The 19,882-nt window shown below is 64.1% G+C and carries 19 protein-coding genes; 18 read left to right on the forward strand and 1 reads right to left on the reverse strand.

The genetic code is table 11. The features are described from left to right. Window positions 1-116 precede the first annotated feature (116 nt). Complete coding sequence (locus PCA31118_RS17605) at window positions 117-1,373, forward strand: Bcr/CflA family multidrug efflux MFS transporter (RefSeq protein ID WP_150626420.1); 1,257 nt, start codon at window positions 117-119, stop codon at window positions 1,371-1,373. A gap of 61 nt (window positions 1,374-1,434) precedes the next feature. On the opposite strand, the gene PCA31118_RS17610 is transcribed toward PCA31118_RS17605, so the two are convergent. Beyond that, window positions 1,435-1,728 (reverse strand): hypothetical protein, encoded by a 294-nt coding sequence (locus tag PCA31118_RS17610; protein ID WP_150626421.1) that lies wholly within the window; start codon window positions 1,726-1,728, stop codon window positions 1,435-1,437. Between the two features lie 192 nt (window positions 1,729-1,920). On the opposite strand from PCA31118_RS17610, the gene flhD reads away from it, so the two are divergent. From flhD to flhB, 17 genes are all read left to right on the forward strand, one after another. Continuing rightward, on the forward strand, window positions 1,921-2,238 hold the full coding sequence (gene flhD / locus PCA31118_RS17615; protein WP_023598340.1) for a flagellar transcriptional regulator FlhD: 318 nt from the start codon (window positions 1,921-1,923) through the stop codon (window positions 2,236-2,238). Between the two features lie 87 nt (window positions 2,239-2,325). Then, window positions 2,326-2,934 carry a flagellar transcriptional regulator FlhC gene (flhC, locus tag PCA31118_RS17620; protein WP_150626422.1) on the forward strand — a complete coding sequence of 203 codons (609 nt, stop codon included), beginning with the start codon at window positions 2,326-2,328 and terminating at the stop codon, window positions 2,932-2,934. 138 nt (window positions 2,935-3,072) lie between these two features. Then, the gene (gene motA, locus PCA31118_RS17625; RefSeq protein ID WP_044457484.1) at window positions 3,073-3,933 is read left to right on the forward strand and encodes a flagellar motor stator protein MotA; all 861 of its coding nucleotides are present in this window, start codon (window positions 3,073-3,075) and stop codon (window positions 3,931-3,933) included. 12 nt (window positions 3,934-3,945) lie between these two features. Beyond that, on the forward strand, window positions 3,946-4,950 hold the full coding sequence (gene motB / locus PCA31118_RS17630) for a flagellar motor protein MotB (RefSeq protein ID WP_150626423.1): 1,005 nt from the start codon (window positions 3,946-3,948) through the stop codon (window positions 4,948-4,950). Between the two features lie 17 nt (window positions 4,951-4,967). Beyond that, on the forward strand, window positions 4,968-5,351 hold the full coding sequence (locus PCA31118_RS17635; RefSeq protein ID WP_044457482.1) for a response regulator: 384 nt from the start codon (window positions 4,968-4,970) through the stop codon (window positions 5,349-5,351). A gap of 51 nt (window positions 5,352-5,402) precedes the next feature. Further along, window positions 5,403-7,685 carry a chemotaxis protein CheW gene (locus tag PCA31118_RS17640; RefSeq protein WP_281356270.1) on the forward strand — a complete coding sequence of 761 codons (2,283 nt, stop codon included), beginning with the start codon at window positions 5,403-5,405 and terminating at the stop codon, window positions 7,683-7,685. A 17-nt stretch (window positions 7,686-7,702) separates the two neighbouring features. Beyond that, complete coding sequence (locus PCA31118_RS17645) at window positions 7,703-8,218, forward strand: chemotaxis protein CheW (RefSeq protein ID WP_044457480.1); 516 nt, start codon at window positions 7,703-7,705, stop codon at window positions 8,216-8,218. A 101-nt stretch (window positions 8,219-8,319) separates the two neighbouring features. Continuing rightward, on the forward strand, window positions 8,320-10,383 hold the full coding sequence (locus PCA31118_RS27515) for a methyl-accepting chemotaxis protein (protein WP_150626424.1): 2,064 nt from the start codon (window positions 8,320-8,322) through the stop codon (window positions 10,381-10,383). Window positions 10,384-10,392: 9 nt separating this feature from the next. Next, window positions 10,393-10,701 carry a hypothetical protein gene (locus tag PCA31118_RS17655; RefSeq protein WP_150626425.1) on the forward strand — a complete coding sequence of 103 codons (309 nt, stop codon included), beginning with the start codon at window positions 10,393-10,395 and terminating at the stop codon, window positions 10,699-10,701. Window positions 10,702-10,825: 124 nt separating this feature from the next. Beyond that, complete coding sequence (locus PCA31118_RS27520; protein WP_150626426.1) at window positions 10,826-12,619, forward strand: methyl-accepting chemotaxis protein; 1,794 nt, start codon at window positions 10,826-10,828, stop codon at window positions 12,617-12,619. A 273-nt stretch (window positions 12,620-12,892) separates the two neighbouring features. Then, window positions 12,893-14,521 (forward strand): methyl-accepting chemotaxis protein, encoded by a 1,629-nt coding sequence (locus PCA31118_RS17665; RefSeq protein ID WP_150626427.1) that lies wholly within the window; start codon window positions 12,893-12,895, stop codon window positions 14,519-14,521. 50 nt (window positions 14,522-14,571) lie between these two features. Next, window positions 14,572-15,513 carry a CheR family methyltransferase gene (locus PCA31118_RS17670; protein ID WP_150626428.1) on the forward strand — a complete coding sequence of 314 codons (942 nt, stop codon included), beginning with the start codon at window positions 14,572-14,574 and terminating at the stop codon, window positions 15,511-15,513. Window position 15,514: 1 nt separating this feature from the next. Further along, window positions 15,515-16,189 carry a chemoreceptor glutamine deamidase CheD gene (gene cheD, locus PCA31118_RS17675; RefSeq protein ID WP_150626429.1) on the forward strand — a complete coding sequence of 225 codons (675 nt, stop codon included), beginning with the start codon at window positions 15,515-15,517 and terminating at the stop codon, window positions 16,187-16,189. Then, window positions 16,186-17,265 (forward strand): protein-glutamate methylesterase/protein-glutamine glutaminase, encoded by a 1,080-nt coding sequence (locus PCA31118_RS17680; protein WP_072617536.1) that lies wholly within the window; start codon window positions 16,186-16,188, stop codon window positions 17,263-17,265. Before cheD ends, PCA31118_RS17680 begins: the two co-directional genes overlap by 4 nt. Before the next feature lie 132 nt (window positions 17,266-17,397). Next, entirely contained in the window at window positions 17,398-17,796 is a 399-nt protein-coding gene (gene cheY / locus PCA31118_RS17685) for a chemotaxis response regulator CheY (RefSeq protein WP_044457477.1), read from the forward strand. 53 nt (window positions 17,797-17,849) lie between these two features. Then, complete coding sequence (gene cheZ / locus PCA31118_RS17690) at window positions 17,850-18,473, forward strand: protein phosphatase CheZ (RefSeq protein ID WP_281356277.1); 624 nt, start codon at window positions 17,850-17,852, stop codon at window positions 18,471-18,473. Window positions 18,474-18,709: 236 nt separating this feature from the next. Next, window positions 18,710-19,861, forward strand: a complete 1,152-nt coding sequence (gene flhB / locus PCA31118_RS17695; protein WP_150626430.1) for a flagellar biosynthesis protein FlhB — start codon at window positions 18,710-18,712, stop codon at window positions 19,859-19,861. Window positions 19,862-19,882: the final 21 nt, after the last annotated feature.

Here is a 19,882-nt window from a genome sequence, read left to right on the forward strand (position 1 = left end):
TGTGCTGTTGTGTGCGGTAATGTGCGGGAGTGCGGCGAGGACGGCTCTCCTGCACACTATTTGAGCAGAACCCAAGCGAATGCCGTATCATTCGGGATTACCCTAGGCTCCGCTCAATGCCCGCCCAAACCGCCCAATCTGCCCGAAGCGCGGGAACCTCGCGTACCTTCCGCACCGTTTTCGTTCTCGGCATCCTGTCGGCCATCGGCTCGCTGTCGATCGACATGTATCTGCCCGCGTTGCCGAGCATCGCGCGCGAGCTGAACACGACCGATGCGGCGGTGCAATTTTCCCTCGCGTCGTTCTTCATCGGACTCGGGCTGGGCCAACTGCTCCATGGACCGCTGGCCGACCGCTACGGCCGCAAGCGTCCGCTCTATGCCGGTCTCGCGCTTTACACGCTCGCATCGGCCGGTTGCGCGCTCGCACCCAACATCGAAACCCTGATCGCCTCCCGCTTCATTCAGGCTGTTGGCGGGTGCGCCTGTTTCGTGATCGCCCGGGCCATGGCGCGTGACCTGTTCGATACGGCCACGGTGGCGCGCGTGCTCTCGCGCATGACACTCATCATGGGCGCGGCCCCCATTCTGGCGCCGCTCATCGGCGCTCAGGTGCTCAATTTCGTGGGGTGGCGCTCGATCTTCTGGGGCCTCACCGTCTTCGGCGTGACGTGTTTTGCGATGTCCGTCTTCTGGCTGCCGGAGACGCGTCAGGCCGCGAAGCAGGCGCGTAACTGGCTCGCCACGGCATGGCATAACTACGGCGCCTTGCTGAGCGATCGCGAATTCATGGGCAATGCGTTGGCCGGCGGCGTGTCGCAGGCGGGCATGTTCGCGTACATCACCGGCTCGCCTTTCGTCTTCATCAATCTGTACGGCGTCGATCCGGCCAACTACGGGTGGCTGTTCGGCCTGAACGCCTGCGGCATCATCGGCGGATCGCAGATCAACGCGTACTTGCTGCGCAAACGTCGCCCGGCAGATGTGTTGCGCCGTACCAACAATCTGGTCGCCATCCTCGGTCTCGTGATGCTGGCGGTCGCGGCACTCAAGCTCGGTGGCCTGATCGGACTGATGGTGCCGCTGTTCGCTTACGTGACCAGTCTCGGTTTTTCCCAGCCGAATGCCATTGCGGAGGCACTCAACCGTCAGCATCAGCGCGCGGGTGCGGCCTCGGCTTTGCTGGGCGCGCTGCAATTCCTTGCGGCGGCGAGCGCCGGCGCTGCCGTAGGGCTGCTCCATGCACGCTCGGCGGTACCGATGGCGGCAGTCATGGCCGTGTGCGGTGTGCTCTCGTGGTGTTTCCACACCGTGCTGATCCGCCGGGCGCGGTCGACGTCACCCCCGACGCCGTCGACGCCCGGTCCGGTGTGACGGCGAATTACCCGGCACGCCCGGAATCCCCAGTGGCCCCCGGGCGCTCCCGGCGACCCGATCAGACGGCTTCCGCGATCCGCATCCTTCGCGTTTTGCGGGATATAGGGGAACCGAAACCGGAAAGTCCCTTCCAAACTGGAAATTCGGCGCGCTGCACTACATCTGTAACACTTTGTAATTGCGCTGTTCCAGTGCCCGCGTAATAGGCAAAGTACGATCCAGCAATCCCTTGCGAAAGCCCCCTGAAATTTTTTGCAAGGATGGCTAAAGTTCGGCGGAAGCCCGCCGAAATACAGTCAAGTAGTAGAGCGTAGCTTCGTGACGCTTTCATGAAGCGCAGCGCTTTCGTCATCGAACGTTCCCCCCGAGCGCGTCGTAGGGTCCCTGCGCGCCGCTCATGTAGGAAAAATTCCTACAAAAAACTTCCGCTTTTCTTGCTCCTCTCTGTAGTTTTTCTCCGATTTCTTTATCTTTCGCCCTTGTCCACAATGCGAGGGAATAGACAGTAGTACCGCCAGATTCATCCATTGCGCCGGGGGGCCGCATGCGAAACAGCGAAACACTGAATGAGATTCGTGAGTTGAATCTCTCCTACCTAGTCCTGGCTCAGCGCCTGATCCGTGAGGATCGCGCGGCGGCAATGTTCCGCCTGGGCATCAGCGATCAGCTCGCCGACGTGCTCGGCAGTCTCACACTCGCTCAACTCGTCAAATTCGCGGGGTCGAATCAGCTTCTGTGCCGATTTCGATTCGACGACCACGTGATTCTCTCCAGCCTCACGCACGGTGCGAAAGACGTGGGTATGCAGCAGTCACACGCTTCGATTCTTCTCGCGGGCCAGCCCGTCGAGCAGATCGGCTGAACGTACGACATACGCGACGCACGCCATGCGCCCTCCTGTGGTTTTTAGCGGGGCGGCGCTGGGCGTGACTTGCCAGGAAGCCTGTATATGCGTACCAAAAGCGTCGTCCTCGAAGCCCGCGAAATCCAATTGGCTATCGAGCTGATCGAACTCGGCGCCCGCCTCCAGTTGCTGGAAGCGGAAACGAGCCTGAGCCGCGACCGGCTTATCAAGCTCTACAAAGAGCTCAAAGGCGCTTCGCCGCCCAAGGGCATGCTCCCGTTCTCGACCGATTGGTTCGTGACCTGGTTGCCCAACATCCATTCGTCGCTTTTCCACAACATTTACCGTCACCTCGTTCAGTACGGCGGCTGCCAGGGCATCGAGGCCATCGTGAAGGCGTATCGCCTTTATCTGGAGCACGTGGAATTGCACGGATGGGAAGCCGTACTCGGTTTCACGCGGGCATGGACGCTCGTTCGCTTCTTCGACAGCAAGATGTTGCAGATGACGCCGTGCACGCGCTGCGGCGGTCATTTCGTCACGCACGCGCATGAACCGCATGGCCAGTACGTTTGCGGTCTGTGCCAGCCGCCGTCGCGCGCGGGCAAGACCCGAAAAGCCAAGCACGCGCACGCTGCCGATCTGGCGCCGGCTGTGGCACCCGCCATGACGCCGGTTGCGCCGGGCAAGGACATTTCCCCGCTGGCCGCCTGAGCGGGCCTTCCTGCCAAGGTGAATTGAGACGAATCGAGGTTATCCCTCCCCTACAGTTTCCCTGCGTGTCTGCCGTTAAGCCCTCTGAACAGGAAGGACAATTTTCCGTAGACGTATTTTTGCGAGAGGTATCCGGCAGTGCTTGTCGTCATTGGTTACATCATCGTTCTGGCATCGGTCTTTGGCGGCTTCGTCATTGGCGGGGGCCACTTGGGCGCGCTGTTTCAGCCGACCGAGCTGCTGATCATCGGTGGCGCGGGCGTCGGCTCGTTCGTGGTGGGCAACAACAGCAAGGCGATCAAGGCGACGATGAAAGCGCTGCCGATGCTGTTCAAGGGCTCGAAATACACCAAAGAGCTGTACATGGAGCTCATGGCGCTCTTGTACGTGCTGCTCGCCAAAGCGCGTAAGGACGGCATGCTCGCCATCGAAGGCGACGTGGAAGACCCGGCGTCCAGCCCGGTGTTCTCGCAATATCCGCGCATTCTCGGCGAGCCGCGCATCATGGAATTTCTCACCGACTATCTGCGACTGATGGTCAGCGGCAACATGAACGCTTTCGAGATCGAGAACCTGATGGATCACGAAATCGAAACGTATCGCCACGAGGGCGAAGTCCCCGCGCATTGTCTGCAAAAGACGGGCGACGCCATGCCCGCGTTCGGTATCGTGGCGGCCGTGATGGGGGTTGTGCACACGATGGCCTCCGCCGATCAGCCGCCGGCCGTGCTCGGTGCGCTGATTGCCCAGGCGCTTGTCGGCACTTTCCTCGGCATTCTGCTTGCCTACGGTTTCATCTCGCCGCTGGCGCAACTCATCGAGCACCGCATCAATGAGTCGGTCAAGCTCTACGAGTGCATCAAGGTCACGCTGCTTGCCAGCCTGAACGGCTATGCCCCGGCCCTCTCGGTCGAGTTCGGCCGCAAGGTGCTGTATTCCACCGTCCGTCCGTCGTTCGCGGAGCTCGAAGAGCACGTGCGGCAGGTCAAGTCACGTTGACGGGCAAGTGCAATGAGCGAGAAAGAAGAGCGGCCCATTATCGTCAAGCGCCGCAAAGCCGGCGGACACGGCCATCACGGCGGCGCGTGGAAAATTGCCTACGCCGACTTCATGACGGCCATGATGGCGTTCTTCCTGCTGATGTGGTTGCTCAGCTCGGTGAGCAGCAAGGAACTGACCGGCATTGCAGAGTACTTCCGCACGCCGCTCAAGGTCGCGCTCACGGGCGGACGTAATGCTGCCGACAACGCCGGCGTGATTCCGGGCGGCGGCGCCGACACCACACGTACCGACGGACAGAAGTCGCGAGGCGATCAGGTGCGCTCACGGCAGGCCACCACGGCCGAGATGGCCGAGCGTGCCGACGCACAACGTTTGCGCGAACTCAAAGCGCGCATCGAGAAAGCGATCGAAAGTAACCCCACGCTCAGACAGTTCCGCAAGCAACTGCTCATCGACGTGACGACCGAAGGTCTGCGCATCCAGATCGTCGACGACCAGAACCGACCGATGTTCGCCAACGCGAGTGCGCAGGTGCAGCCGTACATGCGCGACATCCTGCGCGAGATCGGCAAATCGCTCAATGGCGTGCCGAACAGCATCAGCCTGTCGGGCCACACCGACGCCACGGCGTACGCGCAGGGCGACAAGAGTTACAGCAACTGGGAACTGTCGGCCGATCGGGCGAACGCCTCGCGTCGCGAGTTGATCGCCGGTGGTCTGGACGGCGAGAAGGTGCTGCGTGTCGTGGGACTCGCATCGACCGTCCCGCTCGATCGCGACGACGCGTTCAACCCGATCAACCGCCGCATCAGCATCATCGTGCTCAACCGCCGCGCCGAACAGTCGGTGAAGCACGAAGTCGATCAACCGACAATCGACGCCGCGAACGCACGCGGCGCGGGCAGTAACGCCGTGAGCGCCGCAGTCAGCGGCGAGCTGCCGGCCCTGCCTGGCATGCCGGCACCGCCGGCGCCGCCGTCAGCCCCCACGGTGCCGGGCGCGTCAGCGCGATAACTGACAAGAGGAGACGCATGCAGGCCAATCGCAACACGATTCTCGCCGTCGACGATTCCGCGTCGATGCGACAGATTCTGGCGGCCACGCTCGACGAAGCCGGCTATGCGGTGACGACTGCCCGCGACGGACAGGAAGCGCTGGCGCTGGCGTCGAACGCCGTATTCGATCTGGTGCTGACCGATCAGCACATGCCCGGCATGGACGGCTTGTCGCTCATTCGCGCGCTGCGCGAGCTCGACGCGTTCGCCGAGACGCCCATTCTGGTGCTGACGACGGAAGTCGACGGCGCCTACAAGACGGCCGCCCGCGAAGCGGGCGCCAGCGGCTGGCTGATCAAGCCGGTCGATCCCGAAGCACTGGTCGACGTGGTCGGTTCGCTCGTCGGCGAAGGCGCATGACGATGAAGTCGACGGCGTCGATGGCACAACCAAGTTAGGACGAGGAAACCGGTGGATATCACCCAGTTCTACCAGACCTTTTTCGATGAAGCGGAAGAGTTGCTCGCGGAGATGGAGCATCTCCTGCTGGCGCTCGACGTCAGCGCGCCCGATAACGAGCAACTGAACGCGATCTTCCGGGCTGCCCATTCGATCAAGGGCGGCGCCGCGACGTTCGGCTTCACCGCACTCACCGAGACCACGCACCTGCTGGAGAACCTGCTCGATCGCGCGCGTCGCGGCGAATTGCAGTTGCGCACCGAGATGGTCGATACCTTCCTGGAAACCAAAGACGTGTTGCATCAACAGTTGAATGCCTACCGCGCCTCCAGTGAACCCGACGCCGAGGCCATGAAGCGCATCTGCGCCGTGCTGCAGCAACTTGCCGCGGAAAGCGACGGCGCACCGGCGCCGGCGGCCACGCCCGCAGCGACGGCGGCACCGGCGGCACCGGCCGCTGCCGCGACGGCGCCTGCACCCGCTGCCTCGTCTGCGTCGTCCGAATCTGCAACGGACGCCAGCGGTGCGCCGAGCGGCGCCGTGCCCCCGGGCCAGACGCGCCTGAAGGTCACGCTCACCGGCGTCGGCGAAAAGGACCAGGCGTTGCTCGCGGAAGAACTGGGCAACCTCGGTACCGTCTCGGGCCGTCAATCCGTGGGCGATGCCCTGCACCTGTGGCTCGACACCACCTGCGGTGCGGACGACATTCTCGCCGTGTGCTGCTTCGTGATCGAACCGTCGCAGATCGACGTGCAGGACGCATCGGCAGCGGCGGCGTCCGCTGCCGCAACCCCGGAACCCGCGCCGGTATCCGCGCCGGTATCGGCGCCCGCGCAGACCGCCGAAATTTTCGCCGCACCGGCTGAATCGGCTGAATCGAGCGCCGCGACCGCAGCAACGACAGCCACCGCCTCCGCGCCGATCGAAGTCCCCGTTGCAGCCGCGCCCGCGCCCGAGATCGTCGCGCCGCCGCCTGCGGCAGAGCCGATCGTCGTGCCGCCTGCGGCACCGCAGGCAGCCGCCGGCAGCGGTAGCGGCAACGGCAACGGTGCACATCACCCGCCCGAAAAGCGCGCCGCCGCGCCGGCAGCCGGTGGCGCGGCCGGCCACGAGAACAGCTCGATTCGCGTGGGTGTGGAAAAGGTCGACCAGCTCATCAACCTCGTGGGCGAGCTAGTGATTACGCAGGCCATGCTCGCACAGACCGCGAGCAGCCTCGATCCGATGCTGCACGATCGCCTGTTCAACGGCATGGGCCAGCTAGAGCGCAACGCGCGCGATCTGCAAGAAGCGGTGATGTCCATTCGCATGATGCCGATGGACTACGTCTTCTCGCGCTTCCCGCGTCTGGTGCGCGACCTCGCGACCAAGCTGGGCAAGCAGATCGAACTCGTGACGTTCGGTCAGGCGACCGAACTCGACAAGAGCCTGATCGAGCGCATCATCGATCCGCTCACGCACCTGGTGCGCAACAGTCTCGACCACGGCATCGAAACCACCGAACTGCGTGTGGCCTCGGGCAAGGATCCGGTCGGCCAACTGGTGCTTTCAGCCGCGCATCAAGGCGGCAACATCGTCATCGAGGTGAGCGACGACGGCGCCGGTCTGCGTCGCGAGAAGATCCTCGCCAAGGCGTTGCAGCAAGGCATGAACGTGTCCGATTCGATGCCGGACGAGGAAGTCTGGCAACTGATCTTCGCACCGGGTTTCTCGACCGCCGAAGCGGTGACGGACGTGTCCGGCCGCGGCGTGGGCATGGACGTCGTGAAGCGAAACATCCAGCAAATGGGTGGCCACGTGGAGATTCTGTCCACGCGCGGCAAGGGCACCACGATCCGTATCGTGCTCCCGCTCACGCTCGCGATTCTCGACGGCATGTCCGTCAAGGTCGGCCCGGAGATCTTCATCCTGCCGCTGAACTTCGTGATGGAGTCGCTGCAACCGCGTCGCGACGACATTCGCGCCGTGACCGGCGAGGGTCAGGTCGTGCTGGTGCGCGGCGAGTACCTGCCGCTCGTGGAGTTGTACCGCGCCTTCGACGTACCCGACGCGCGTCTCGACCCGACGCAGGGCATCATCGTGATCCTTCAGGCCGAAGGCCGGCGCTTTGCGTTGCTCGTCGACGAGCTGGTCGGTCAGCAGCAGGTCGTGGTGAAGAACCTCGAAACCAATTACCGCCGTATTCACGGTATTTCCGCCGCCACCATCATGGGTGACGGCAGTGTGGCATTGATCGTCGATGTGGCGGCGCTCCAGCGCGGTCAGCGCTCGGCCGCTGCCACCATCTTCAACTGAAGTCGGAGACGCGTTAGATGGACAACCTTTCGCAAGAGCAGGCCGTGTCGCGCCACGCAGGCGCTATGCAGACCGATGGCGACGGTCAGGAATTTCTCGTCTTCACGCTGGGTGAAGAGGAGTACGGCATCGACATTCTGAAGGTGCAGGAAATTCGCGGCTACGACGCCGTCACGCGCATCGCCAACGCGCCCGACTTCATCAAGGGCGTGATCAACCTGCGCGGCATCATCGTGCCGATCGTGGACATGCGCATCAAGTTTCGTCTGGGCCGCGTCGAGTACGACACGCAGACGGTCGTGATCATTCTGAACGTGGCGGGTCGCGTGGTCGGCATGGTGGTCGACGGCGTGTCCGACGTGCTGACGCTCGCGCGCGGCGAAATCAAGCCGGCGCCCGAGTTCGGCGCGCAGCTGGCCACCGAGTACATCACGGGTCTGGGCACGGTCGAAGGCCGCATGCTGATCCTGATGGACATCGAGAAGCTGATGACCAGTGCCGACATGGCGCTCATCGAGCGTCTGGCGAGCTGATCCGACGCTGTGACGACATGACGCAAGACGGCGGGCCGAGACACCCGTCGCGTTGCTAACAGACCATAACCCATCCACCCCAGTCCAAGGAGACCGAGCACGTGCGCGATAACCAGCCCGTTACCCAGAACGAATTCGTCATCGGTGAGCATCAGTATCTGATCTCTCGGACGGATCTGAAGGGGCGGATCACGTATGCCAATCCCGCCTTCGTGGAGGTGAGTGGCTATTCGCGTGACGAACTGCTGGGAGCGCCGCACAACATCGTTCGCCACCCCGACATGCCGTCAGAGGCGTTCGGCGATCTGTGGGAGACGATCAAGCGCGGCGACACGTGGACGGGGCTGGTCAAGAATCGCCGCAAGAACGGCGACTTCTACTGGGTGCTGGCCACCGTCACGCCGACGCTCGAAAACAATGCCGTGGTGGGTTATACGTCGGTGCGCGTACGTCCGGCTGCCGGCGCCACGGCCCAGGCCGAGGAGATCTACGCGCGCTTCCGTAACGGTCAGGCAGGCAATCTGCGCATTCGGGGGGGGCAGGTCGAGCGCGGTGGCATTGCGGCGCTGGCGCGTCGGGTGCGTCTGGACACCCTGCGTGCGCGACTCACGGGCATCATCGTGCTCGGCGCGATCTTGCTCGCCATCGTCGGCGGACTCGGTCTGTGGGGCGTGTCGAGCAGCAATACCAAGCTGTTGCAGGTCTATCAGAACGGCATGGTGCCGGTGAGCACGCTGGGTGTCATCGGCCAGAAGCTCGATCGCGACGTGCTGCTGGTCGCCGAAGCCGTGGGCAGTCCCAACCTCGACGCGATGAAGCGTGCAGGTGACGAAATCGCGGGCAGCCTCGATGAGATCAACCGCCAGTGGGCGGAATACATGAAGACGGTCGACGCGAACACGCGCGCGCAAGCCGAGCGGTTCGACGTGATCCGTCAGCGTTTTACGGCCGACGGTCTGCAAAAGACGGTCGAGATGCTGCGTGTGGGCTCCGCCGAGGGCGCACAGCAGACCTACCTCGAAAAAGTGAAGCCGGCCTACGGCCCGATGCGTGACGAGCTCAACGCGCTCACGCGCCTCGAACTCACGCAGGCCACCGAGCTGTATCAACAGTCGCAGAAGGAACACACGATCGTGCGGGCGGCCACCGTGGCGGCGGTGCTCGGCGGTATCGTGGTCCTGTTCCTGCTGGGCAGCATTCTGCGCCGCGCGATCAACCATCCGCTTCGCGTGGCGCTCGCCATGTCCAAGCAGATCGCCGCAGGCGACCTCACGGGCAAGGCCGAAGGCACCGGTCGCGACGAAATCGGCCAGCTGCTGTTCGGCCTCACGGTGATGAAGAACAGCCTGTTGTCCATCGTCTCCGATGTGCGCGAAGGCATTGAATCGATCAACATCGCCTCGCGTGAAATCGCCGCGGGCAACACCGATCTGTCGGCGCGCACCGAGCAGCAGGCCGCCTCGCTCGAACAGACCGCCTCGTCGATGGAAGAGCTCACGGCGACCGTCAAGCAAAACGCCGACAACGCCAAGCAGGCGAGCGTGCTGGCCGTGAATGCCTCGGAGATCGCCGCGCGCGGCGGTCAGGTCGTGGGCAACGTGGTCGACACGATGCAGGGCATTTCGACGAGTTCGCACAAGATCGTCGACATCATCAGCGTGATCGAAGGCATTGCGTTCCAGACCAACATTCTCGCGCTGAACGCCGCCGTGGAAGCCGCACGCGCAGGCGAACAGGGTCGTGGCTTTGCCGTGGTCGCGGGCGAAGTGCGTACGCTGGCGCAGCGCAGCGCGACCGCCGCGAAGGAAATCAAGGTCCTCATCGAAGACTCCGTCGGTCGTGTCGAAAACGGCTCGGCCCTCGTGGCGCAGGCCGGCAAGACGATGGACGAGATCGTGCAGGCGGTGCAACGCGTGACCGACATCATGGGCGAGATTTCGGCGGCGTCTGCCGAGCAGTCGAGCGGCATCGAGCAGGTCAACCGCGCAGTGACGCAAATGGACGAGGTCACGCAGCAGAACGCGGCACTGGTGGAGGAAGCGGCCGCTGCCGCCGGTTCGCTGGAAGATCAGGCGCATCGCCTGCGCGACGCGGTCTCCGTCTTCCGTGTCGGCGACGCGTTCCAGGCCGCGGGCGCACCGAGCGCGCATCAGGCGCACGCCTAGCAAAACACGATGGCCGTGCGTCAGGCAGCAGCGAAGTCCACGATGGCGACGGCGAACGCCGCGCATGCAGCGCAGGTGACCCCGACGGCGCAGGCCGCGACAGCAGGTGCCGCACCGGCGCGCGCTGCCGCAGGAGGCGCCACGCGTACGGCGACACGTCGCCCGCAGACAGGCGCACCGGTGGCGGCACCGAGTGCTCAGGAAGATGCCCGGGTGCTGCAACTTGCGGCGCGTCGTGGCAAGGCACCGACTGGCGAACCGGCGGGAACCCCGGCGGGCGCCAAAACCAGTGACGCGGGTGACTGGGAAGAGTTTTAACGAATCGCCGATGGCGAGCGTGCGATGAATGTCGAATCAACGTCGAATCAACGTCGAGTCGGCGTCGAGATTGTTGTGATGGCTATACCGGCTGCGTGCCGGTCTTCACGGGGTAGAGGTCGTTATGTTTAAGAATGTCACCATCCGGGCGCGGCTCACGCTGGCGCTTGGACTCTTCATGGTGCTGCTGGTGATCGGCGCTGCGGTGGGGCTCGTTTCGTTGCGTCAGAGCAATGCGTCGTTGCAGGAGATCTACACCAACGACATGGCCTCGGCGCGCTTTCTCGCCCAGACCACGATTTCGACGCAGGCGGCGCGCGTAACGCTCTCGCGTATCGAGTTCATCGCCGACCCGACCGAAATCAAGTCGGCCATCGACAGCGTTCGTAACAACCTGAAAAAGGCCGACGACTCGTGGGCCAGCTACGCCGCCTTGCCGATGAGCGACGGCGAGAAGGCGCTGGCCGATGCGGTGATTGCGGCGCGCGGCAAGGTCTCGAACGACGGCATTCTGCCTGCCCTCAAGGCGATCGAGTCGGGCGACATTCCCGACTTCCATGCCAAGACGGTGATGGACGTGCCGCGACTGTTCGCCGACTACACGAAGGCAATGACCGCGCTGGCGGACTTGCAGGTGAAGAACGCCGAAGACCGATACCTGGCGGCGCAGGCGCGCTACACGATGGTGATGTGGATGGTCGGCATCGGTCTGGCCCTCGGCCTGATCGTGGGCATCGTCACGCAGATCACGCTCACGCGTGCCATCGTCGGCCCGATCAACGACGCCATCAAACACTTCGAGAAGATTGCCGGCGGCGACCTCACGGCGCGCATCGACGTGTGGAACGACACCGAGACCGGTCGTCTGTTCAAGGGCGTGAAGCACATGCAGGACAGTCTGGTGCGCACCGTCGCCGAGGTGCGCTCGGGTACCGAGTCGATCACCTCGGCCGCGCAGCAGATCGCTGCGGGCAACACCGATCTGTCGGCACGTACCGAACAGCAAGCCGCGTCGCTGGAAGAAACCGCGTCGTCGATGGAGCAGCTCACGGCGACCGTGCGCCAGAACGCGGACAACGCGCGTCAAGCCAGCCAGCTTGCCGTGAACGCCTCGGAAATCGCCACGCGTGGTGGTCAGGTGTCCAGCCAGGTCGGCGAAACGATGGACGGCATCTCGACGAGCTCGAACAAGATCGTCGACATCATCAGCGTGATCGACGGCATTGCCTTCCAGACGAACATTCTCGCCCTGAACGCTGCAGTGGAAGCTGCGCGCGCGGGCGAGCAGGGTCGCGGCTTCGCCGTGGTGGCAGGCGAAGTGCGTACGTTGGCACAGCGCAGTGCGGCGGCCGCCAAGGAAATCAAGGCGTTGATCGAAGACTCGTCGCGTCGCGTGCAGGACGGCACGGCGCTCGTTGCGCAGCAAGGCCACACGATGAACGAAATCGTGCAGGCGGTGAAGCGCGTGACGGACATCATGGGCGAAATTTCGGCGGCATCGGCCGAGCAGTCGAGCGGCATCGAGCAGGTCAACCGCGCGATCACGCAGATGGACGAAGTCACGCAGCAGAACGCAGCGCTGGTCGAAGAAGCGGCGGCTGCGGCCGGTTCGCTCGAAGAGCAGGCCAACCGTCTGAAGTCAACCGTCTCGGTGTTCCGCGTAGATGCGAGTCAGGCCGCAGCAGGGTATGCGGCCCCCGCGCTCGCAGCACTGCCTGCGGCACGTCCGGCCGTCGTGAAGCGCGCGGCGGCGCCGTCCGCTTCGCCGTCAGTGTCGGCGCCTGCTGCTGCGCCGAAGGTATCGACGGCACCTGCGGCACCCGCAGCGCAGCTGCGCAAGCCCGCACCGGCAGCCGCAGCGCCGGCGGCATCGCGTACCGGCACGGACGATGCGAACGGCGATTGGGAAACGTTTTGATCGTGCGTCATGCATGAAGCAGGAAGCGTGAAGCAGGAAACATGAAGCATGACGCGACGGTGGCGGCCTCGATACGAGCGCCGCGACCGCTCGCGACAGCAGTACCGCAGCAACCTATAGGAACGTAGCACGCGTCTGTCCCGGCGAAGGCTTTACCGCCGGGAACTCGGGGGCGCGTGTCGGCAAGTCGCAACAATCGGTAAGACAAAAGTCGTCGCGCACACTGTCTCTCATGACAACGCCGCGCACGGCAGGTGGTGGAGGGCCCACGTCATGAAGCAGTTGAGTCTCAAGGCAAAACTCTGGTCGGCGCTCGCGCTGATGTGGCTGGGACTTTTGATCCTTGGCGGGTGGGCTGCCTGGCACGAGCGCGGCACGATGATGTCGGAACGGCGCGCAGCCGTGGAGAATGTCGTGAGCAGCGCAGACGGCATCGTGCGCGACTACGCGGCACAGGCGGCCGCCGGCAAGATCAGTGTCGACGAAGCAAAGCAGCAGGCCATGGCGCGCCTGATGGCCATGCGCTACGGCGACAACGGCTATATCGTCATCTTCGACACCCGGCCGTTCGTGCTCATGCACCCCACGCTTGCCGATCTGGTGAACAAGGACGTCTCCAACTACAAGGACCCGACCGGCAAGGCGCACTTTGTGGAAATGGCCCGCGTGGCCAAGGACAAGGGGTCGGGCTTCGTCGACTACTACGGGCGCGTGCCTGGCAGCGAAAAGCGTCTGGCAAAGGTCTCGTACGTGAAGTACTTCGCCCCGTGGGACTGGGGCATGATGAGCGGCGTCTATGTGCAGGATGTCGACGACGCCTTCTACGCCTCGCTGGTGCGCATCGGCATTGCACTGCTGCTCGTTGGCGGCATGGTGACGGTCGCCATGCTCGTGATCATTCGCAATGTTCAGCGCAGCCTTGGCGGCGAGCCGGAGTATGCCGCCGAGATTGCCCATCGCATCGCGAGCGGCGACCTGCACAGCCCGGTAACGCTTGCGTCTGGCGACACGCACAGCCTTCTGTACGCCATGCAGCGCATGCAGCACACGCTGGCCGCGACCATCTCGCAAATTCGTCAGGGCACGGAGTCCATTACGACGGCCGCGCATGAAATCGCGGCGGGCAATACCGATCTGTCGGCGCGCACCGAACAGCAGGCGGCGTCGCTCGAAGAGACGGCTTCGTCGATGGAACAGCTCACGGCGACCGTGCGTCAGAACGCGGACAACGCGCGGCAGGCCAGCCAGCTTGCCGTGAATGCGTCCGAGATCGCCACGCGGGGTGGCGAGGTGTCGGGGCAGGTGGGCGAGACCATGGACGGCATTTCGGCCAGTTCGACCAAGATCGTCGACATCATCGGCGTGATCGACGGCATCGCTTTCCAGACGAACATCCTCGCCCTGAACGCCGCCGTGGAAGCGGCCCGCGCCGGTGAGCAAGGTCGCGGTTTCGCGGTGGTGGCAGGCGAAGTGCGCACGCTGGCGCAGCGCAGCGCGGCGGCCGCCAAGGAAATCAAGGCGCTCATCGAAGATTCGTCGCGTCGTGTGCAGGACGGCACGGCGCTGGTCGCGCGTCAGCGACAGACGATGGATGAAATCGTGCAGGCAGTGAAGCGCGTGACGGACATCATGGGCGAGATCTCGGCGGCATCCGCCGAACAGTCGAGTGGCATTGAGCAGGTCAATCGTGCCGTCACGCAGATGGACGAGGTCACGCAGCAGAACGCGGCGCTGGTCGAAGAGGCTGCCGCTGCCGCAGGCGCACTGGAATCGCAGGCGCACGAGTTGCGCGCTGCGGTATCCGTCTTCCAGACGGCGGGAGCGGGCGGCGCCGGCCACCTGAGCGCAGTGCACGCGACGCGCCGCGAGCCGACGCCGCAGCCGCTCGCGCGCGCGGCGTGATGCCAACATGACGCCGACAGGCAATGTGCGCCGTGACAAAGTGAGAAACCATGACTGATTCGCGCAACACCTCGCATCTGACGCGTCGCGGAGCTCAGGGCTCCGACGGCGACGCGGGCTCGCGCAGCGCGGATTTCGCGCGCGCAAGCGGAGCCGCCCTCTCCGGCGAGCGCGACTTTGCCTTCTCGCTGGCCGACTTTGGCCGCATTCGCAACCTGATCTATCAACGCGCAGGCATCGCGCTGGCCGAACACAAGCGCGAGATGGTGTACAGCCGCATCGCGCGACGTCTTCGGGCGCTGGGCATGACGAGCTTCACCGAATACCTCGACATGCTCGAAGCCGACACCGGCGACAGCGAATGGGAGTCGTTCACCAACGCGCTCACGACGAACCTCACGTCGTTCTTCCGGGAGTCGCATCACTTCCCGCTGCTTGCCGACTTCGTGCGCAATCGCGCCAAACCGATTTCGGTGTGGTGCTGCGCGGCTTCGACCGGCGAAGAGCCCTATTCGATAGCGATGACGCTCGTCGACACACTCGGCTCGCGGCCCAATGCCACGGTGCTCGCGACCGACGTCGACACCCAGGTGCTCGCGCGCGCGTCGGCCGCCGTCTACAACGGCGAACAGACCGGCAAGCTCACACAGGAACAACTGCGCAAGCATTTCCTGCGCGGCACGGGCGCCAACTCGGGCAAGATCAAGGTGAGGCCCGAGCTGCAACAACTGGTCACGTTCGAGCCGCTGAACCTGCTCGCGCCCTCGTGGCAGATCGGCGGCCCGTTCGACGTCATCTTCTGTCGCAACGTGATGATCTATTTCGACAAGGCCACGCAGGCGCGCATTCTGGAGCGTTTCGTCCCCTTGCTCAAACCGGATGGCCTGCTGTTCGCCGGTCACTCGGAGAACTTCACCTATGTGAGCCGGGCATTCCGGCTGCGCGGGCAGACCGTGTACGAACTGGCCAGTGCCGGTGCGCGGGGAGCGTGACATGACACAGCCACTGGCCGAAGCATTGGCTACGAATCACTACTTCGACAATGCGTTCAACACGCAGGCGGTGAAGTTGCTGCCGTCCGAGTATTTCGTCACGACCGAAGACATCATGCTCGTCACGGTACTCGGCTCGTGTGTTGCCGCCTGCGTGCGCGACACCGTGACCGGCATCGGCGGCATGAACCACTTCATGCTGCCCGACGATGGCGAGAGCGAGCGCGATCGGCTACTCTCGGCATCCATGCGCTATGGCGCCTATGCGATGGAAATGCTCATCAACGAGCTGATCAAGCTCGGGGCGCGGCGCGAGCGTCTGGAGGCGAAAGTCTTCGGCGGCGGCGCGGTGCTCGCGGGCATGACCACACTGAATATCGGCGATCGCAACGCGAACTTCGTGTTGCGTTATCTCGAGATGGAGCAGATTCGCGTGACGGCGCAGGATCTGCTCGGACCGCATCCGCGCAAGGTGTGCTTTTTACCGCGCACCGGGCGGGTGATGGTCAAGAAGCTGGGCGACCGGGGCGATCCGGCCATCGTTCAGCGGGAACAGGCGTACGCGCAGCGTTTGCGCGCACGCGAAGTACGGGGCTCCGTAGAACTCTTTGCGCCACCGGCCAGAAATGCCAAGCCTCGGCCGGGGCCTGACAACCGAAAAATGGAGGAGGCTTGAGCGAACCAATCAAAGTCCTGTGCGTGGACGATTCCGCACTCGTGCGCAGCCTGATGACCGAGATCATCAATGCGCATCCGGACATGACCGTAGTGGCGACCGCACCCGACCCGCTCGTGGCGCGCGACCTGATCAAGCAACACAACCCCGACGTGCTCACGCTGGACGTCGAAATGCCGCGCATGGACGGGCTGGACTTCCTCGAGAAGCTCATGCGCCTGCGCCCGATGCCGGTGCTCATGGTGTCGTCGCTGACCGAGCGCGGCTCGGAAGTCACGATGCGTGCGCTCGAACTCGGCGCGGTCGACTTCGTGACGAAGCCGCGTCTCGGGATCCGGGACGGCATGCTGGAGTATGGCGAGATGATCGCCGACAAGATTCGGGCGGCCGCACGCGCCCGGGTGCGCAGCGCGCCACCCAAGAGCGCCGCGCCCGCACCGGTCGAAGCCGCACCGATGCTGCGCAATCCGCTCGTCTCGACGGAAAAGCTGATCATCATCGGTGCGTCCACGGGTGGCACCGAAGCGATTCGCGAAGTGCTGGTGCCGATGCCGCCGGACGCGCCGGCCATTCTGATCACGCAGCACATGCCGGCAGGCTTTACCAAATCGTTTGCGCAACGCCTGAACGGGCTGTGCCGCATTACGGTCAAGGAGGCCGAGCACGGTGAGCGTGTGTTGCCGGGGCACGCCTACATTGCACCGGGCGGCGACACCCACTTGCAGCTCTCGCGCAGTGGTGCGAACTACGTGGCGGTGCTCGATCCGGCGCCGCCCGTGAATCGACATCGGCCGTCGGTCGATGTATTGTTTCGCTCCGCAGCCGTGCACGCCGGACGCAACGCCATTGGCGTGATCCTCACGGGCATGGGCCGCGACGGTGCGGCAGGCCTGGTCGAGATGCGCCGCGCCGGGGCACACACCTTCGCCCAGGACGAAGCGAGCTGCATCGTCTTTGGCATGCCGCGCGAGGCCATTGCGATGGGCGGCGCGGAGGAAGTGGTGCCGTTGCACGAGATGGCCCGAAAAGTGCTTCATCAGGTCGCGAAATTCGGCGAACGCACGCAACGGGTATAGTTCGGTTTTTGGCGTTTTTTCGCCGTATGGTCCGCGACGGTTTGCGTCCACACTCAGGGCACTGAGTGACGGCGGAATTTGCCCCTGAATAGCGTCGGCCCCCCGCGGGGGGCCGGCAGAATTGGAGTGATGATGGTTGATAAGAACATGAAATTCCTCGTCGTCGACGATTTTCCGACGATGCGCCGCATTGTGCGAAATCTGCTCAAGGAGCTGGGTTTCTCCAATGTGGACGAAGCGGAAGACGGAGCGGCGGCGCTGGCCAAGCTGCGCGGCGGCAGTTTCGAGTTCGTGGTGTCCGACTGGAACATGCCGAACATGGACGGTCTGACGATGCTCCAGCAGATTCGCGCCGATCCGAACCTGAAGCACCTGCCGGTGCTGATGGTGACGGCCGAAGCCAAGAAGGAGAACATCATCGCTGCCGCCCAGGCCGGTGCGAGCGGGTACGTGGTCAAGCCGTTCACGGCCGCGACCCTCGATGAGAAGCTGGGCAAGATCTTCGAGAAAATGGAAAAAACGGGGGCCTGAACGTGACCCACGAGTCGAGCACGGAATGGCCGGATGAGCCCAACGGCGCTTATGTGACCGGCGAGGCGGATCCGGCCGAGCGCATGCTCATGCGCATCGGGCAGTTGACCCGCATGTTGCGCGACAACTTGCGCGAACTCGGTCTGGACAAGCAACTGGAACAGGCCGCTACCGCCATTCCGGATGCGCGCGACCGCCTGAACTACGTCGCCACCATGACCGAACAGGCGGCGGTGCGGGCGTTGACGGCCATTGAACTGGCCAAGCCGATTCAGGATCGTCTCGAAGCGGACGCCACCGCACTCGACGCGCGCTGGGCCAAGTGGTTCGACCAGCCGCTCGAACTCGAAGACGCGCGCCAGCTCGTCACCGAGACCCGCACTTACCTGCGCCGCGTGCCGGACGATACCCGCGCGACCAACAACCATCTGATGGAAATCATGATGGCGCAGGACTTCCAGGATCTGACCGGTCAGGTCATCAAGAAGGTCATGGATGTGGTGCAGGAGATCGAAAAGCATCTGCTCCAGACGCTGCTCGAGAATATCCCGCCCGAAAAACGCAAGGAAGCCGAAGATTCGCTGCTCAACGGGCCGCAGATCAACAAGGAAGGTCGCACCGACATCGTGGCCGATCAGGGGCAGGTCGACGACCTGCTCGCCAGCCTCGGTTTCTGACGCCCGGCCGAGTCGCGCAGCGTCTGCGCGACGCCGCTGTTTTCCCGCCGCCAGCCGCGAATGCCGGCTGGCGGTGTGCCGTTCGGCGAGCGCTTTTCCCTACGCCCACGGCATGGCGGCGCACGCTGTCATGAATTACCGCCCAATCCCGCCTCTATTCCCCCCTTTGTGACTTGACGGTTACGGCCATAATCGGTCGCGATAGGGTGGGTTCGTCCGCCCGCTGTGGATAGGGCATGGCTGAGGAAAGCGATCTCGAAAAGTCGGAATCACCGACCCCCCGGCGCCTTGAAAAGGCGCGCGAGGAGGGTCAGGTCGCGCGTTCGCGCGAGCTTTCGACGTTCGCTTTGCTGGCCGCAGGCGTGGCCGGCATGTGGATGACGGCCGACCGTATCTCGCAAGGCTTCGCTCAGTTGATGCGCCATGGCATGCAGTTCGAGCCGGGCACGGCGCTCGATACGCATCGCATGCTCTCCAACGCTGCCCATTCGGGCGCCGATGCGCTCATGGTCATCGCCCCGTTGTTCGGCGTGCTGGTGATCGCGGCGATCGTGGCGCCCATGGCGCTTGGCGGGTGGCTCTTCACGACCAAGTCGCTCGCGCCCAACTTCGGCCGTCTGAACCCGCTCAAGGGGCTGGGCCGCATGTTCTCGACGCAGGGCCTGATCGAGCTGGTCAAGGCGGTGGCCAAGACGGTGCTCGTGGGGGCGGTGGCCTACTGGGCCATTGCGCGCGACAAAGACGCCGTGATGGGGCTGATGACCCAGCCGCCGCGTGCGGCGTTGCCGTATGTCGGCGAAATGATCGTGGTGTGCTGCGCATTCATCGTGGCGTCGCTGCTGCTGGTCGCGGCCATCGATATTCCGTTCCAGCTCTGGCAGCACTACAAGAAGCTGCGCATGACCAAAGAGGAAGTGCGTCAGGAAAACAAGGAGACCGAGGGCGATCCGCACGTCAAGGCGCACATTCGTCAGTTGCAGCGTCAGGCGGCGCGCCGTCGCATGATGCAGGACGTGCCCAAGGCCGACGTGATCGTGACGAACCCGACGCACTTTGCCGTCGCCCTCGAATACAAGGACAACATGCGCGCGCCGCGCGTGCTCGCAAAGGGCACCGATCTGGTCGCGCAGCGTATCCGCGAGATGGCGGCGGAGCATCGCATTCCCATTCTCGAGGCCCCGCCGCTCGCACGCGCGCTGCACCGTCACGTGGAAATCGGGCATGAAATCCCGGCCACGCTGTACACGGCCGTGGCCGAAGTACTGGCGTGGGTCTTCCAGCTTCGCCGCTGGCGTACCGAGGGCGGCGTCGAGCCGATGACCCCGTCGGATCTGCCGGTGCCGGCCGAGCTCGATACGCCCCGGCGTCTCGGGCCGAAACGAGTGTAACGAATGAACCTGAACCCACGC

The organism is Pandoraea captiosa (genome assembly GCF_902459775.1).
Lineage (GTDB): Bacteria > Pseudomonadota > Gammaproteobacteria > Burkholderiales > Burkholderiaceae > Pandoraea > Pandoraea captiosa.

Coding starts and splice junctions, on each gene's coding strand:
- PCA31118_RS17605 (WP_150626420.1), top strand. CDS start 117: ATGCCCGCCCAAACCGCCCAATCTGCCCGAAGCGCGGGAACCTCGCGT.
- PCA31118_RS17610 (WP_150626421.1), bottom strand. CDS start 1,728: ATGACGAAAGCGCTGCGCTTCATGAAAGCGTCACGAAGCTACGCTCTA.
- flhD (WP_023598340.1), top strand. CDS start 1,921: ATGCGAAACAGCGAAACACTGAATGAGATTCGTGAGTTGAATCTCTCC.
- flhC (WP_150626422.1), top strand. CDS start 2,326: ATGCGTACCAAAAGCGTCGTCCTCGAAGCCCGCGAAATCCAATTGGCT.
- motB (WP_150626423.1), top strand. CDS start 3,946: ATGAGCGAGAAAGAAGAGCGGCCCATTATCGTCAAGCGCCGCAAAGCC.
- PCA31118_RS17635 (WP_044457482.1), top strand. CDS start 4,968: ATGCAGGCCAATCGCAACACGATTCTCGCCGTCGACGATTCCGCGTCG.
- PCA31118_RS17645 (WP_044457480.1), top strand. CDS start 7,703: ATGGACAACCTTTCGCAAGAGCAGGCCGTGTCGCGCCACGCAGGCGCT.
- PCA31118_RS17655 (WP_150626425.1), top strand. CDS start 10,393: ATGGCCGTGCGTCAGGCAGCAGCGAAGTCCACGATGGCGACGGCGAAC.
- PCA31118_RS27520 (WP_150626426.1), top strand. CDS start 10,826: ATGTTTAAGAATGTCACCATCCGGGCGCGGCTCACGCTGGCGCTTGGA.
- PCA31118_RS17665 (WP_150626427.1), top strand. CDS start 12,893: ATGAAGCAGTTGAGTCTCAAGGCAAAACTCTGGTCGGCGCTCGCGCTG.
- PCA31118_RS17670 (WP_150626428.1), top strand. CDS start 14,572: ATGACTGATTCGCGCAACACCTCGCATCTGACGCGTCGCGGAGCTCAG.
- cheD (WP_150626429.1), top strand. CDS start 15,515: ATGACACAGCCACTGGCCGAAGCATTGGCTACGAATCACTACTTCGAC.
- cheY (WP_044457477.1), top strand. CDS start 17,398: ATGGTTGATAAGAACATGAAATTCCTCGTCGTCGACGATTTTCCGACG.
- flhB (WP_150626430.1), top strand. CDS start 18,710: ATGGCTGAGGAAAGCGATCTCGAAAAGTCGGAATCACCGACCCCCCGG.